Below are 15,741 nucleotides of genomic sequence, written 5' to 3'. Positions count from 1 at the left end.
GATGATCGCGCGTGGGTCGGCTGGCCCGCACCGTTGCGCTCGCGCGAAAAGCCTTCGCCGACTTGCCCCGCATCCAATGAGAGAAGGAACAAGCGGGCTCTTCATTATGGTTCGTTTTGCGCGGTCTACAAGGACGACGCTCACGAACGCTCGTTCCCACGACGCCGCCGGGCAACGCGCGCTAGCGCACATAAAACACGGCCCGGAATGGGAAGCGACGTGCGCGGGTACTACAGTGATTTGCAGTCGCCCATTCCGAACGAAGGAGCGCGTCATGAGCGAGATGCAAAAAGCGGTGATCGTCGGCAGCCGGGAGATCGGCGGCAATCACGAGAAGTCGATCAACGACTACACGTGGCGCTTTCTTGCACAGGGCGATTCATGGTTTTCGCTGGGCGCGTCGCTGGCGGTTCCGCCCGACGTGCTGCCGCCGAACGGCAGCGTGCTGTTCTGGTTCAGGCTTCCGGACTCCTCCATCATCGTGAACTCGGCCTATCCGGGAAAGACGCTGGAAAAAATGGTCGATCCGACTTGGGAAGTCCATTTCAAGCGGCTCCTGAGCGGCCCCTTCGCCCACGAATTCGATGCGATCTTCCTGTCCGCGGGCGGCAACGACTTCATCAACGCGATCAGCATCGACCCCGCGACCACCGATGAAAACCTGAAGCCGCGACGTCTCTTGAAGGCCAAGGCCGAATGGTCCGGGCAAGGCCCGGCGCGCTACGTGGATGCGGACGGCTGGAAACGCTTCACCGAGCGTCTGACCGGCTACTACGACACGCTGCTCGAATGGCGCGACCGCGGCGACGGCGACGGCAAGACGCCCAATCGCGGCATCCCGATCTTCACCCACGCCTACGACTACGCCACGCCGCGCGACGCGCCCGTGTTCGTCGGTCCGAAGAAGTTCGGGACCTGGCTTTGGGAGCCGTTCAACCGGCATCAGATTCCGCCGGAAGATCACATCGGCCTCGTCCACTTTTTCCTCGACGCGATGCACGACTTCCAGTCGCAACTGAACGACGCGCTCGTTGCAAGAGGCAACGCGGTCGAGTATCCGAACATCCTCGCCGTCGATTTCCACGGCGCGCTGAAACCGGCGGCGGCCGCAACGAATCGCGAAGATGCGTCGTGGGAAAACGAAATCCATCCCACCAGCGACGGCTACGCGACGCTCGCGCAAAAGTTCGGAAGCGAGGTGGTCAGTCGGCTGCGGCGCGCCCGCATCGCGTGGAGCAACGTTCGCGTTGGGCGCAGCGGGCAAGCGTTCATCGCAAGTGCGCGATCACCGCGTGAGCGACCGCGTCGGGTGTTTCTCTCGGCGGAAAATGACCGGCGCCGTCCAGCAGCACGCGCGCGTATCCCGCGGTAAAACAGGCGTCCTGTCCCGCCGACGACGCCGGCTCGTCGCATAGATCGACGGCGCCCTGCAGCATCAGCGTCGGCGTGTCGAGGCGGTCGATGCCACGCAGCCGCGCGTAGAGCGCATCGTAGTCGGGGTCGCTCGGCTCGTCCTTGCGCCAGCGGCGCCGGTAACCGTTCAGCGTGATCGGCACCCAGTCGGGATTCTCGAAGGCACGCGCCGTGACGTCGAATTCGGCGTCGTCGAACCAGCCGGGCGGCGACCACGTGTCCCACTGGATGCGCGCAAAGCCTTTCGGATCGGCGCGGATGAGCGCGGGTGCATCGTCGAGCGTCATGAACCACTGATACCAGAACTTGCGCGCCTGCGAGAAGCCCGGCAGTTCAAATGCGCCACGCGGCTGGAAAGCGAGCGCGAGCGCCGCGATGCGCCGCACGCGCGCCGGAAAGAGCGCCGCCAGCGTGTAAGCCGCCCGCGCACCCCAGTCGTGGCCGACGACATCGAACGTGCGAATCTCAAGCGCGTCGGCGAGATCGATGGCGTCCTGCGCGAGCGCGACGGCCGAGCCATCGCGCACGGTGTCGTCGTGCAGGAAACGCGTGGCGCCGAAGCCGCGCAGTTCGGGAACGATCGTGCGCAGTCCCGCATCGTTCAGCCGGCTCGCGACGGGTTCCCAGGCGCGCGCCGCGTCGGGCCAGCCGTGCAGCAGAAGCACAGGCGGCCCGTCGGGCGGACCCGCTTCGGCATAAACGATGTCGAGCTTCGATGTCTTCGCATGCAGGTTGAAATCGAGCATGGTCCGCCTTCGCCGGAAAGGAGGAAACCATTCTAGCGAAGGCGTGCGTATCGCGTTTCCCGGAAGCACGGTGGGCTTTCACGCATGCGCCCACGTGCCGTTCGTCTTTGTTGCGATGCAGTGTCGAAAGTCCGGTGGGTTAAGTGCAAACCCTCATACGCGACCCGAATAACATGGCTATCCTTGTCCCGGCCAACTCGCTGCCCTTTTTCTGGTGAATTGACCCGGGAGGCGTGTTTGAAGCGACATCGCGCCGCATTGTCGAAGCGGGTTTCGCAGCGTGCACGCGTTCGACCCGCACGCCGCTTCCCTTCCCGACGGGCGCTTAGCGGAGCCCAAACATGCAGTTGCCAAAAACGCTTCTCGGCGGTGCCAAGGATCTGTTGCCTGACTATGTATTCTTGAGCATGTCTCATCGGCAAAAGATCGGACGCTTTCCGAACCTGATCAAGCCGACCACATTCAACGAGAAGATCCTTTACCGCTGCCTGCATCCCGATCCCCGGTATGCGGACCTCACCGACAAGCTCACCGTCCGCGACTACGTGAAGTCGAAGATAGGCGAGCAGTATCTGATCCCTTTGATCGCCGAGCCCGACGCGTTCGACAGAGACGTATTCGACGCGCTTCCATCGGCTTTCGTGATGAAGGCGAATCACGGAAGCAGCTTCGTCAAGGTCGTCAAAAACAAGTCGCAGGCCACCTTCGAAGAACTGGCGGCGCTTGCCGATCAATGGTTATCGAAGGACTTCTATCGCGTGGCACGCGAGCGGCATTACCACGCGATCAAGCATCGGATCTATTTCGAAACGCTGTTGCTCGACGAGCGCGGCGACGTTCCCGCCGACTACAAGCTGCATATTTTCGCGGGTGCGGGCGGGCGCAGGACCGTTTGCATCTGCGTGATTTCAGACCGATTCAATGAACATCCGCGCGGCGATTTCTACGACGCCCAATGGAATCTGCTCGACATCGGCATCGGCCATTTCGAGCGCAGCAAGTCTCCCGATCCGCGCCCGGAAAACCTGTCGATGCTGCTCGATATCGGACAACGGCTGGCGGAAGACTTCGAATACGTGCGGGTCGATCTTTACTCGCCGCGAGGCCGCGTCTATTTTGGCGAACTCACCTTCACGCCCGGCGCGGGTGTGCTTCAGCTTCGGCCGGACAGCGTCGATTACGAGTGGGGCACGTATTTTCAGTTGCACGAGCACGCCGAAGCCACGCTGGATTCGGCGCCCGCTGGCCGGATGCCGAACGGCGCCGGCGAATGATCGCCTGACGCACGTTCACTGCGCTTCGCCGCCGGCCATCGTCTGAATGATGGTCTCAAGCTGCGCACTCATCGGCAGGTTGAGGCTCGTGCCCGACGGCAGTCGGCGCAGGAACCAGCGCTTGTATTGACGATCGATTTCTCCATCCGCCGCGAGTTCCTGGAAGGCATCCTTCACGACCTGCGCGAGTTGCGGGTCATCCTTGCGGAACATGATGCCGTAGGGATCATAGGAGAGATAGTCGCCCACGACGCGATACTCGCCGCCCGAGCCGGCATGTTCCGCGATCAGTCCGTAGAGCAGCACGTCGTCGGTGGCGAACGCGTCGGCCTGGCCGTCGGTCACTTGCGCGAAGCCCTGCGCGTGGTCGGGCACCACCTGCAAGCGGATGCCGAGCCGGAACTTCCGGTCCAGATCGCGCAGCGCCTTCTCGTTCGTGGTGCCGGCCGTCACCGCCACCTTCCTGCCCGCGAGGTCACGAAACGAGGCGATCGGCGAGCCTTTCTTCACCATCACCTTCGTGCCGGCCACGAAGAAGATCGGCGAGAACGCCACGCGTTTCTGGCGCTCCAGATTGCTGGTCGTGGAGCCGCATTCGAGGTCGACCCGGCCGCTCGCCACCGCGTCGATGCGATTGTCGGACGTGACCGGCACCCACTGGATGGTCAGGGTCCGGTTGACCGCATCCTCGATCGCCGACACCAGTGACTTGCACAGTTCGATCGAGTAGCCGATCGGCAGGTTGCGCGCGTTCAGGTAGGAGAACGGCACCGAGGCGTCGCGATAGCCCAGCGCGATCGTGCCCGCCGCGCGCACCTTGGCGAGCGTGCCGGTCAGCGCGGCCGGCGCCAGGTTGTCGGGAACCGGGGCGGACGGCTGCGCGTCGTCCGCTCTCGCGGCCGGGCAGGCGATCAGCAACCCTGCGATGGCGAGCATCGACCACAATCGCGGCGTCTTCATGGCTCGCTCCCCGTCAGGTCTCTGCCGGATGCGCGATCGTCGACTCCAGTTCGGCTTCGATGCGCGCCGCGTTGGCCTCGGCATCGGCTTCCGACAAGAGTTCGCCTTCCCACTTCGCGACCACCGCGCTCGCGATCGAGTTGCCCACTGCATTCGTGGCCGAACGGCCCATGTCGAGGAACGTATCCACGCCGAGGATCAACAGCAACCCCGCCTCGGGGATGCCGAACTGGTTGAGCGTGGCCGCGATCACCACGAGCGACGCACGAGGCACGCCCGCCATCCCTTTCGACGTCAGCATCAGGATCAGCAGCATCGTCAGTTGCGTGCCCAGCGCGAGGTGGATGTTGTACGCCTGCGCGATGAACAGTGTCGCGAACGTGCAATACATCATCGAGCCGTCGAGATTGAACGAATACCCCATCGGCATCACGAAGCTGGAGATCTTGCGCTTCACGCCGAAGCGATCGAGCGCGTCGAGGATTTTCGGATACGCGGCCTCGGAACTCGCGGTCGCGAACGACAGCATGAACGCCTCCTTGATGAGCGCCAGCAGCCTGAACACGCGCGGTCCGAGGAACAGGAAACCGGCCGCCGCGAGCAACGCCCACAAGAGGAAGAGGCTGAGGTAGAAATCGCCCATGAAGACCGCGAACTTCAGCAGGATCGTCAGTCCGTTGACCGCCACGGTCGCGGCCATCGCGGCCATCACCGCGAGCGGGGCGAGCTTCATCACATAGCCGGTGATCTTCAGCATGACGTGCGAAAGCTGGTCGATGGCCGCCACGAGGATCTTGCCCTTCTCACCGAGCGCGGCAAGCGCGATGCCGAAAAACATCGAGAACACGACGATCTGCAGGATCTCGTTGTTCGCCATCGCCTCGGCGAAGGACCTCGGAATCATGTGCCCGACGAAGTCCTTGAGCGTGAATTTGGATGTTGCCAGATTCGCCGATGCGCCGATGTCCGGCAGCGGCAGTCCGAGATTCTCGCCGGGCTTGAGCAGGTTGGACATCAAAAGGCCGAGGAGCAGCGAGACCAGCGAAGCGGTGACGAACCAGCCGAGTGCCTTCGCGAAGACGCGTCCGACCGAGGCCGCGTCGCCCATGTGCGCGATGCCGACGACGAGCGTCGAGAACACGAGCGGGCCGATCACCATCTTGATGAGGCGCAGGAACACGTCCGACACCAGCGAGATATAGCCCGCGATCTCGGTGGCCGTCTTCCTGTCCGGAAAACTCGTGTAGATCATGTAGCCGATCCCGATGCCCAGCAGCATCGCAATCAGAATCCAGATGGCCGCGGCATTCTTTCCTTTCATCTCGAAGCCTCCATTCACTGCAGTTTATTTGCGGATGGCAAGGTCGAAACAGGATGCGACAGGCGTTGCACGGGATGCTACAGACTACGTTCGAGGCGGCGCTCGCGATTCGCCGGGGCGCGGGAGCGCGACCCGCTCCCGACAGCTTACGGCAGATTGTCGAATAGCGTACAGCGTCGCGACGACCGGCCGGCGCAGACGCGGTTTTGGATCGAAAAAGAGGTCGGCCTAGGCATTTTCCAGGGCTGCTATCCGGCGTTCATCGCGAAAATGCCCGTCGAGCGTGCGCTCGACGGGCATTTCGGTGAGCTCCAACGTCGCGGTGATGATCTTCGGCAGCGCGGTGGCCTTGTTCACTCTGCTGCCGCTGCGCGATCGCTACAGCGGAAGCGCTGCGGTGAGCGTCGTGCTCACGCGCGCCGCGTCGCGAGTTCCGCGCCTTGCCGCAACGCTTCGAGCAAACTGCCTTCATCGGCGATGCCCTTGCCCGCGATGTCGAACGCGGTGCCGTGATCGACCGACGTGCGGATCACATCCAGCCCGACCGTCACGTTCACGCCCGCTTCGAGTCCGAGCACCTTCACCGGGCCGTGTCCCTGATCGTGATACATCGCGACGACGAGATCGAAGTCGCCGCGTCCCGCGCGATAGAACAGCGTGTCGGCGGGAAGCGGGCCGGTGACGTCGAGCCCGCGTTCCTGCAACACCTTCACCGCCGGAATGATCTTTTCCTCTTCCTCGCCATAACCGAAAAGGCCGTTCTCGCCCGCGTGCGGATTGATCCCGCACACGCCGATGCGCGGTTTCGCGATGCCCGCCTTCACGAGCGTCGCGTTGCCGCGCTCGATCGTGCGCTGGACGAGTCCCGGCTCGATCTTGCGAATCGCGTCGATGATGCCGATGTGCGTCGTGACATGGATCACGCGCAGTTGCGGCGCGACGAGCATCATCGACACTTCGTCAATGCCAGTGAGTTGCGCGAGCATCTCCGTGTGGCCGGGGAACTTGTGGCCGCCCGCGTGCAGCGCTTCCTTGTTGAGCGGCGCGGTGCAGATCGCGTCGATCTCGCCGGCCTGCGCGAGCTTCACGGCGCGCGCGATGTACTGGTACGCGGCGTCGCCGGCGACCGCCGACAACGCGCCGAACGGCAGGTCGTCGGGAATCAGGTTCAGATCGATGCAGTCGATCGTGCCCCGCTCGTATCGCGCCTGCGACGCCGTTTCGATGCGGCGCACCTTCGCCGTGCCGCCCACGATTTCGTTCGCGCGTTCGAGCCGGCGCGCATCGCCGATCACGAGCGGGCGGCATTGCGCGTAGACCGCGTCGTGCGTCAGGCTCTTGACGATGATTTCCGGGCCGACGCCGGTCGCGTCGCCCATCGTGATGCCGATTACGGGAAGATAGTTGCTCATGATGTCGTTTCGATTCGGTTGGGTGTTTCAGCGCGCGGCGACGGTGGCCGCTGCGCTTCGTTCGGGTTCCGGCGCGCCGCGCAGGTGCAGGTAGGCGCCGTAGAGCGCGTGCTCGCTGCCGAAGGCGCCCGCTTTCGTGACGATCGCCGGCAGGGGCGCCGTGCCCGGCCGCGCGACCGCGACGCCAGCCTCGACTTCCGCCAGCAGTTCCAGACTGCCGATGTTCACGGCCGCGAGCATCGCGCGCGCGGTTTCGCCGCCGGTCGCGATCAGGCCGTCGAGATGCGCGAAATGCGGCGCGACGAGCGCGGCGAGCGTCGTCGAAAGATGGGCGCCCTCGGCGGGATCGAAGGCGTCGTCGCGGCCGATGCGCACGATCAGGTCCGCGCCCGCTTCCAGCCGCGCACCGATGCGGCCGAGCCACTCGCCCCACGTTGGATGATCCGCGCCTTCGCGCAGCACCGCGGGCGGCACGATCAGCTCGGCCACGCCGGCGCGCTCGCGCAACATCGCGCACTGGCGCTCGGAAACGGCGGACAGGCTGCCGACGAGAATCAGGATCGCGCCCGCCGACTTCGCCACTTGCCTCGCGGACAGCGTTTCGCTGTCGAACAGATTCGGCAGCGCGGCCAGTTCGCGCGCGAGACCGCCCGAGCCGACCCAGAACAGCGGCTCGCTCATCGCAGCCGTGGCGCGTGCGAGCGCGTTCAGGTCGTCGCTGGTTTCAGCATCGACGATCAGCGCCTGGATTCCATTCGATGCCGACGCCGCGATTTTTTCGCGCAGCGCGTCGGGCGCGCCGCGCAGGGCGTCGACGGACAGCACTTCGGTGCGCAGGTTTTCGGCTTGCAGCAGCGCCGCGAGACCCGCGTCGCGGCCTGCGTTTTCCAGCTGCCACGTCTCGGTCGATTCCAGCGGCGCGCCGTGAACGAGCACGCGGCCTTCGCGCACCGTGCGGCCGGTCGCCGGAAACGCGGGCGCGACAATCGCCAGGCCCGCGAGCGGTTGCAGCGCGGCGACTTCGGCGGTCCAGTTGCCGCGCAAGGTCGAGTCGATCTTCTTGTACAGCCGGCGTCCCGGCGACTGCAACGCGCGCCACGCGGCCGCCGTGCGCTCCGCCGCTTCGGCCGGCGTGAGGCGGCGCGTGTCGGTATCGGCGGCGATGACGGTCGCGGTCGTGTCGATGCTCGTCCCGGCGGACGTCGCGTCCAGCGTCACGACCGTGCGCCGTCCCGCGCCCGCGAAGCCGATCGCGCAGTCGGCGGCGCCGGACAGATCGTCGGCGATGATGAGCAAGCCCGTCGTCATTGCGTCGCCTCGCGCGTGATCCGCCGTTCGCTGACGCGCTTCGCCACCGCCGCCGTCAGGATCGGCGAGACGATCGCCGTGACCACGACGCACGCGGCCACCAGCAGCGTCGCGCTCTTCGCGGCTTCGGCGTAGACGGGATTGGCCGCCGCGATCAGCGCCGGAACGGCCGCCGCGTTGCCCGCCGTGTTCGCCGCCGCCGTGCCCGCGACGCCCGTGCCGCCCGTCAGACGATCGGTGAGATAGAGCGGAATGCCGGTCACGACGACCACCGCGAGTCCCAGCCCGATGCCGAGCAGCCCGGCTTGCCAGACCTTGTGCAGATCGAGGCTCGCGCCGAGCGCCAGCGCGAAGAACGGGATCATCACGGGCACCGCTTTGGCGAGAAAATCGCGCATTTCGCGGTCGAGGTTGCCGAGCAGCATGCCGAGCGCGAGCGGCAAGATGCTGCCGACGAGCGTCGGCCACGGAAACGCCGACAAGCCCGCGACGCCGAGCGTCACCATCGTGAGGAACGGGCCGGATTCGAGCGACATGATCGTGTACGCGCCCACGTCTTCCGACTTGCCGTACTGGCCCATCAGCGCCATGTAGAGGCCGCCGTTGGTATCGTTCATCGCGGCGACGACGGCGAGCGTCGAAATGCCCGCGAACAATCCCGACGACACCGGCTGCTCGCCGAGAAAATGCCCGAGCACCACGCCGACGACGATCGCCGTGCCGACTTTCGCGGCAAAGAGCGCGCCGCCTTTTTTCAGCAGATAAGGCGTCGCCTTGACGTTGATGCTCGCGCCCATGCAGACGTAGAACACAGCGAGAATCGGCAGCGCGCCGGTGAAGAGCGCGTTCGTGAACGAGCCGAAGAACTTCGGCATGCCGGGCAGAAAAGTCGCGACCAGCGAACCGATCAAAAGCGGCACGATCATCATGCCGCCGGGCACGCGCTCCACTGCGCGCTTGATGTAAATCTGGGCCATCCTTGTCTCCCACTTGAGTTACGTGCGTGAACCGATCATTTTGTGATTGAACCAACCAAACGGGAGTGTAGGCGTTCTGCGCGATCCGCGCAATTTGATCGGGATCGGGGTTTTCACCAATGAGAGGTCGGTCAGTTTTCGCATGAAATGATCGAATCGGTCATTTTTTAGAGCCGAGTGCGTCGTCGTGGACGATTGAGCATTCCGCGCGCCCGCGTTGTCGTGCGCAAGCGGCGATTCGCTACACTGTGCGCCGCCCGGATCACAACCACATTCACAGGGACTCCATGAAAGTTGCGAAACGCCGCGAGGCGATGCTGCAAGCCGTGCTCTCGGGCATGAACGACGTGAGCGCGCTGTGCGAGCATTTCGGCATGTCGGAGGCGACCGTGCGGCGCGACCTGCGCGCCCTCGCCGACGAACGGCGCATCGTGCGCACCTATGGCGGCGCGGCGTCGGCGGCGTCGGTCGGCATGCACGAGCCGGAGGAATCGCTCGATACGCGCAGCGAAAGCTTTCGCGAGCAGAAGGAAGCGATCGCGCGCGTGGCGGTGGCGCACGTGCAGGACGGCGACACGATCTTCCTCGACGGCGGCACGACCACCGCCGCGCTCGCGCGCTGCCTCGCGGGCCGCGACGGCATCCACGTGATCACCAACAACCTGCTCGCGGTGAGTTTGCTCGCCCCCGCCGACGTCCCGGTGACGCTGATCGGCGGCGACGTGCGTCCGTCGAGCATGAGCACGCTCGGACCGCTCGCGCAGATCGCGCTGTCGCGGCTTACCGTCGACAAGGCGTTTCTCGGCGCGGACGGCGTCGTCGCGGGTCGTGGATTGTGCGAGGCCACGGCGGAGCAGGCGTATCTGAAGGAATGCATCATCCGGCAGGCGGCGAGCGTGTTCGTGCTCGTGACGTCGAACAAGCTCGGGCGCGCGAGCCAGCAGCACTGGACGCCGCTCGAACGCGACTGGACGCTCGTGACCGACGCGCCGCGCGACGCGCCCGCGCTCACGGACTTCACGCTCAGGGACGAAGTGACGGTGGAATCGGCGCAGGTTTCGCTGTAGCGAAGGCGGCCAGGCGTCTTAAGCCCCGGTTAAGGAAAGCCGCCTAACCTTGGCTTCGAATCACTCCGCGAATCCCCTCCTTCCGGCCGCCTCGGCGGCCATCTTTTTTGGCCGATCCCCGTGAAGACACTTGTGCGGCTCTGCGTCGCGCTTATCGTGCTCGTCGTGTTCGTCACGCTCGGCGCGGCGGCGCTTTCGATCGTCGCCAGGTTGTTTCTGCACGCGTAGCCGCGCTTGGCGCCAGTCGAACCGTCTCGCGACGCGCCCGTCGGTGCGGCAGTCGCGCGCTATCATCGACACCCGATCTCACGAAACGTCATCATCCATGAATCGTCCCGCCGACACCGCGCGCGCTGCCGCCTTCGCCGACTTGCCCGCCACCGCGACGCGCGACGCGTTGCGCGTCGATTATCGCTGGCTCAATGCCGCGCTCATCGACGCGCCCATCGCCGTGTTCCTGCACGAAGGGCTCGGCTCGATCGCGATGTGGCACGACTGGCCGCAATCGCTCTGCGATGCGCTAGGATTTCGCGGCATCGTGTACTCGCGCCCCGGTTACGGACGCTCGACGCCGCGCGCGGCCAACGTGAAGTGGTCGGTGGATTTCATGCACCGCCAGGCCGACGACGTGTTGCCCGCGTTGCTCGACACGCTCGGCGTCGATGCGGCCGCGCGCCGCCGCATGTGGCTGATCGGGCACAGCGACGGCGCCTCCATTTCGCTCTTGTACGCGGCCGCGTTCCCGGACGCGCTCGCGGGCGCCGTCGTGCTCGCGCCGCACGTGACGGTGGAACCAATGTCGGTCGAAGCGATCGGCGCGACGCGCGAGGCGTATCGGGCGTCCGGTCTGCGCGAGAAACTAGCGCGTTATCACGACGACGTCGATTCGGCGTTCTTCGGCTGGAACGACATCTGGCTCGACCCGGCGTTTCACGCGTGGGACATCACGGACGAACTGTCGTCCATCGCGTGTCCGCTGCTCGCGATTCAGGGCGTGGAGGACGACTACGCGTCGATGGCGCAGATCGACATGATTGCAGAGCGCGTCGCGCAGGCAAAACTGGCGAAACTGCCAGACTGCGGTCATTCTCCGCATCGGCAGATGCCGGAGCGCGTGAACAGCGAGATCGTCGCGTTCGTGCGCGGCCGCTAAGCCCCGCCGACCGGGCATGGAACGTGCGCGACCGACGCTCGCGCGCTTGCGGCCGGCCGGTGCTGCGAACGTCACGGGGAGTGCCTATACTGGCTGAGTAATTCGATGCCGGCGTCCCCGTATCGCCCACGGCTCGCGCACCCGGAGCCGGTCTGCCGGCATGTTTTCGGCGCCCTCGCGCGCTGCAATCGCTGCGAAGCGGCTGCATGTCTCTCCAAGCCTCGTCCTGCCAGGAGAATCGCACAATGCAACAGCACGTCCCCCAAACCAGCAGCACCAGCACTTCCTGCACGCCGCCCATGCCCGGCGTGAAGGCGCACGAAACAACCGACGCGCACAGCGAGGTCAACGGCAGCCACGCCGCCGAAGTGCTCGCGCCGCCGGTCGCGCCGGCCTCGGCACCGACGACACCCGTCGAACTGACGGTCAACGGCAAGAACTATTCGATGTCGCTCGATCCGCGCACGACGCTCCTCGACGCGCTGCGCGACCATCTGCATCTGACCGGCACGAAAAAGGGCTGCGACCACGGCCAGTGCGGCGCGTGCACGGTGCACGTGAATGGTCGCCGCGTCAATTCGTGCCTGTGCCTCGCGGCGAATCATGAAGGCGACACCATCACGACGATCGAAGGCATCGGCAGCCCGGATAACCTGCATCCGATGCAAGCGTCTTTCGTCGAATGCGACGGCTATCAGTGCGGCTACTGTACCTCGGGGCAACTGATGTCGGCGGTCGCGCTGCTCGACGAACCGGTCGGCCCGGCCGACGCCGACGTGCGCGAAGCGATGAGCGGCAACCTGTGCCGCTGCGGCGCGTACCAGAACATCGTCATGGCGATTCAGGCCGTGCGCGGCAAAGTCTGAGGAGCGCCGACATGGAACTCTTCCAGCTTTCGCGCGCAAGCGACGTGCGCGACGCCATCACCGCGGGCGCGTCTTCGCGGACCGCGCAGCAAGGCGCCGACGTGCGCTTCCTCGCGGGCGGAACGACGCTGCTCGACCTGATGAAGCTCAACGTCGAACGTCCGGGACGCGTGATCGACATCTCGCGCCTGCCGCTCGACAAGGTCGAAGCGACCGCCGATGGCGGCGTGAAGATCGGCGCGACGGTGCGCAACGCGGACCTCGCGCAGCATCCGCTGATCCGCGAGCGTTACGCGGTGCTGTCGCAGGCGCTGCTCGCGGGCGCGTCGGCGCAACTGCGCAACATGGCGACCACCGGCGGCAACCTGCTGCAACGCACGCGCTGCGTCTATTTCCGCGATACCGCGATGCCCTGCAACAAGCGCGATCACGGTTCGGGCTGCTCGGCAATCGGCGGCTTCAACCGCACGCAGGCGATCCTCGGCGTGAGCGGCGAGTGCATCGCGAGCAATCCGTCGGACATGAACGTCGCGCTGATGGCGCTCGACGCGACGGTTCACATCCAGGGCACGCGAGGCGAACGCGCCGTCGCCATCGACGACTTCTTTCTGCTGCCCGGCGACACGCCCGAGCGCGAAACCGTGCTCGAACCCGGCGATCTGATCACGCACGTGACGCTGCCGCCGCCCGTCGCGGGCAGCCGGTCGGTGTATCTGAAGCTGCGCGATCGTGCGTCCTATGAGTTCGCGCTGGCATCGGCGGCGGTGGTGGCGAATGTCGTCGACGGCAAGCTGGATCATGTGCGCGTCGCGCTCGGCGGCGTCGGCACGAAGCCGTGGCGCTCGCGCGAAGCGGAAGCGGCGCTCGCCTCCATCGCGCCCGACGCCGACGCGTTCGCCCGCGCCGCCGCCGACGCGCTCGCCGGCGCGAAGCCGCAGAGCCAGAACGGCTTCAAGGTCGAACTCGCGAAGCGCTGCCTCGTGCACGCGCTGAAGCTCGCCACCGCGCCCGCCTGAGGAGCTATGCACATGTCTACTGTCATCGGACAGCCGCAACGGCGCATCGACGGCCCACTGAAAGTGAGCGGCCGCGCCACTTATACATCGGACGTCGCGTTTCCCGGCTTGCTGCACGCCGTCCCGGTATGCAGCACCATCGCGAGCGGGCGCATCACGTCGCTCGAATTCGCCGCCGCCGAACGCATGCCCGGCGTGCGCGCGATCCTGCATCGCGGCAACATCGGCAAATTCTTTCGCATCTCCGGCAACTCGATGGACACGGGCTACGTCGACGAAGCGCGCCCGCCCTTCGACGACGACGTGATCCGTTACTACGGCCAGTACGTGGCGCTCGTCGTCGCCGAGACGTTCGAGGCCGCGAGCGCAGCCGCCGCCGCCGTGAAAGTCGGCTATGACGTCACGCAGCACGACGTGAGCGATCACCTCGAACCGGACGGCGAGCCGAAAACCGAAAGCGAGCGCGGCGATGCGGCAAAGGCCTTCGACAGCGCGTCCGTCAGGATCGACGAAACCTACGTGACGCCGGTCGAGACGCACAATCCGATCGAACTGCACGCGACCGTCGCGCAATGGGACGGCGAGGGCTACACGCTCTACGAAACCACGCAGGCCATTTCGAACCACCAGGGCACGCTGATGCAGATGCTCGGGCTGCCGAAGGAAAAGGTGCGCGTGATCTCGCGCTATCTCGGCTCGGGTTTCGGCGGCAAGCTGTGGATGTGGCCGCATTCGCTGCTCGCGGCGGCCGCCGCGCGTCACACGAACCAGCCCGTAAAGCTCGTGCTGAACCGCAAGATGATGTTCCAGAACGTCGGGCATCGGCCGGTCACGCAGCAGCGCATGCGCCTCTCCGCCGATGCGAACGGCAAGCTCACGTCGTTGCGTCACGACTATCTCAACCACCGCGCGCTCCTGGACGAATACGCGGAAAGCTGCGGCGAAGCGACGCCCGTGCTCTACAGCACGCCGAATCTGCGCGTGACGTCGGGCACGGTGAAGCGCAACGTCGGCTCGCCCACCGCGATGCGCGGACCGGGCGCCGTGCCGGGCCTCTTCGCGCTCGAATCGGCGATCGACGAACTCGCGTTCAAACTGAACCTCGATCCAGTCGAGTTCCGCATCATGAACGAACCGAAGGTCGATGAAAGCACGGGCCTGCCGTTTTCGTCGCGTCATCTGGTCGAGTGCCTGCGCACCGGCGCCGACAAGTTCGGCTGGGCGAAACGCACGCCCGGCATCGGCTCGATGCAACGCGACGGGCTCACGCTCGGCTGGGGCGTCGGCGCGTGCAGCTGGCCGGGCATCCGCTTTTCCGCCGACGCCACCGTCGACCTGAGAGCGGACGGCACGGCGCGCGTCGTCTGCGGCACGCAAGACATCGGGACCGGCACGTACACGATTCTCGCGCAGCTCGTCGCGGCGCAGACCGGCATCGCGCTCGACAAGATCGAAGTCGGCCTCGGCGACACGGCGCTGCCGCTCGGTCCGATTTCGGGCGGCTCGGCGGCGACGGCGTCGGTGATTCCGGCCGTGTCGGATGCGGCGCGTGCGGCGGTCAAGGCGGTGCTCGCGCGCGCGGCATCGCTTGAAGGCTCGCCATTTGCCGGCGCAAAGCCCGAAGAACTCGCGTTCAGTGAGGGCCGCGTGCACCGCAACGGCGAAGCGGCGTCGGGCGGCGTGCGGTTCGGCGAAATCTTGCGCGCGGCGCAAATGCATGCGGCGTCGGGAATGGGCAGCGCGAAAGGCGGTTTCGACGATCCGCTCAAGAAGCAATATTCGATCTATTCCTACGGCGCGCACTTCGCGGAAGTGACGTGGCAGCCGGAGATCGCGCAGTTGCGGGTCAGCCGCGTCGTGACCGTCATCGATGCGGGGCGCATCCTGAATCCGCATGCGGGACGCAATCAGATCGAAGGCGCGGTGGTGATGGGCGTCGGCATGGCGCTCTTCGAGCACACGAGCTACGACGCGCGCAACGGTGCGCCGATCAACAACAATCTCGCGGATTACATCATCGCGTCGAACGCGGATACACCGGCGCTCGATGTCACCTTTCTCGATCATCCCGATCTGGTGTTCAACGAACTCGGGGCGCGCGGTATCGCGGAGATCGGGCTGGCGGGCATTGCGTCGGCGATCACGGGCGCGGTGCATCACGCAACCGGCGTGCGTGTGCGCAAGCTGCCGGTGATGATCGAGGATCTGCTCGGCGCGGTTTGAACGCA

14 protein-coding genes are annotated in these 15,741 nt (G+C 65.8%); 7 read left to right on the top strand and 7 right to left on the bottom strand.

The annotated features are described in order from the left end of the window. The first annotated feature begins 274 nt into the window (after positions 1–274). Positions 275–1,372, top strand: coding sequence for a hypothetical protein (locus tag AWB66_RS10600; protein WP_087630242.1), 1,098 nt, complete (start codon positions 275–277; stop codon positions 1,370–1,372). On the opposite strand, the gene AWB66_RS10595 is transcribed toward AWB66_RS10600, so the two are convergent. Beyond that, positions 1,269–2,159, bottom strand: a complete 891-nt coding sequence (locus tag AWB66_RS10595) for an alpha/beta fold hydrolase (protein ID WP_087630241.1) — start codon at positions 2,157–2,159, stop codon at positions 1,269–1,271. The two genes, AWB66_RS10600 and AWB66_RS10595, sit on opposite strands and share 104 nt — an antisense overlap. A gap of 341 nt (positions 2,160–2,500) precedes the next feature. On the opposite strand from AWB66_RS10595, the gene AWB66_RS10590 reads away from it, so the two are divergent. Then, positions 2,501–3,433, top strand: a complete 933-nt coding sequence (locus tag AWB66_RS10590; RefSeq protein ID WP_087630240.1) for an ATP-grasp fold amidoligase family protein — start codon at positions 2,501–2,503, stop codon at positions 3,431–3,433. Between the two features lie 15 nt (positions 3,434–3,448). Here AWB66_RS10590 and AWB66_RS10585 read toward each other — a convergent pair whose 3' ends face one another. The 6 genes from AWB66_RS10585 to AWB66_RS10565 form a co-directional block, all read right to left on the bottom strand. Further along, complete coding sequence (locus tag AWB66_RS10585) at positions 3,449–4,393, bottom strand: amino acid ABC transporter substrate-binding protein (protein ID WP_087630239.1); 945 nt, start codon at positions 4,391–4,393, stop codon at positions 3,449–3,451. 13 nt (positions 4,394–4,406) lie between these two features. Next, complete coding sequence (locus AWB66_RS10580) at positions 4,407–5,714, bottom strand: dicarboxylate/amino acid:cation symporter (RefSeq protein WP_087630238.1); 1,308 nt, start codon at positions 5,712–5,714, stop codon at positions 4,407–4,409. 228 nt (positions 5,715–5,942) lie between these two features. Beyond that, the gene (locus AWB66_RS34895) at positions 5,943–6,071 is read right to left on the bottom strand and encodes a hypothetical protein (RefSeq protein ID WP_268811147.1); all 129 of its coding nucleotides are present in this window, start codon (positions 6,069–6,071) and stop codon (positions 5,943–5,945) included. 53 nt (positions 6,072–6,124) lie between these two features. Continuing rightward, positions 6,125–7,126 carry a 4-hydroxythreonine-4-phosphate dehydrogenase PdxA gene (gene pdxA / locus AWB66_RS10575; protein ID WP_087630237.1) on the bottom strand — a complete coding sequence of 334 codons (1,002 nt, stop codon included), beginning with the start codon at positions 7,124–7,126 and terminating at the stop codon, positions 6,125–6,127. Positions 7,127–7,153: 27 nt separating this feature from the next. Further along, entirely contained in the window at positions 7,154–8,434 is a 1,281-nt protein-coding gene (locus AWB66_RS10570) for a four-carbon acid sugar kinase family protein (protein WP_087630236.1), read from the bottom strand. Continuing rightward, complete coding sequence (locus tag AWB66_RS10565) at positions 8,431–9,411, bottom strand: 2-keto-3-deoxygluconate permease (protein ID WP_087630235.1); 981 nt, start codon at positions 9,409–9,411, stop codon at positions 8,431–8,433. The genes AWB66_RS10570 and AWB66_RS10565 overlap by 4 nt, the downstream gene beginning before the upstream one ends. 287 nt (positions 9,412–9,698) lie before the next feature. On the opposite strand from AWB66_RS10565, the gene AWB66_RS10560 reads away from it, so the two are divergent. The 5 genes from AWB66_RS10560 (at position 9,699) to AWB66_RS10540 (ending at position 15,736) form a co-directional block, all read left to right on the top strand. Then, positions 9,699–10,478: a DeoR/GlpR family DNA-binding transcription regulator gene (locus tag AWB66_RS10560; protein ID WP_087630234.1), complete on the top strand. Its 780-nt coding sequence runs from the start codon at positions 9,699–9,701 to the stop codon at positions 10,476–10,478. A gap of 325 nt (positions 10,479–10,803) precedes the next feature. Continuing rightward, on the top strand, positions 10,804–11,631 hold the full coding sequence (locus AWB66_RS10555; protein WP_087630233.1) for an alpha/beta fold hydrolase: 828 nt from the start codon (positions 10,804–10,806) through the stop codon (positions 11,629–11,631). A 245-nt stretch (positions 11,632–11,876) separates the two neighbouring features. Further along, positions 11,877–12,497, top strand: a complete 621-nt coding sequence (locus AWB66_RS10550; protein ID WP_235021075.1) for a (2Fe-2S)-binding protein — start codon at positions 11,877–11,879, stop codon at positions 12,495–12,497. An 11-nt stretch (positions 12,498–12,508) separates the two neighbouring features. Beyond that, on the top strand, positions 12,509–13,513 hold the full coding sequence (locus AWB66_RS10545) for an FAD binding domain-containing protein (protein WP_087630231.1): 1,005 nt from the start codon (positions 12,509–12,511) through the stop codon (positions 13,511–13,513). A gap of 12 nt (positions 13,514–13,525) precedes the next feature. Continuing rightward, positions 13,526–15,736: a xanthine dehydrogenase family protein molybdopterin-binding subunit gene (locus AWB66_RS10540; protein ID WP_200818962.1), complete on the top strand. Its 2,211-nt coding sequence runs from the start codon at positions 13,526–13,528 to the stop codon at positions 15,734–15,736. Positions 15,737–15,741 lie beyond the last annotated feature (5 nt).

Origin of the sequence: Caballeronia telluris, from assembly GCF_001544495.1 — a bacterium.
Lineage (GTDB): Bacteria > Pseudomonadota > Gammaproteobacteria > Burkholderiales > Burkholderiaceae > Caballeronia > Caballeronia telluris.
The sequence above is the reverse complement of the archived record's forward strand: the minus strand, read 5'-3'. Positions and strand labels throughout refer to the sequence as shown.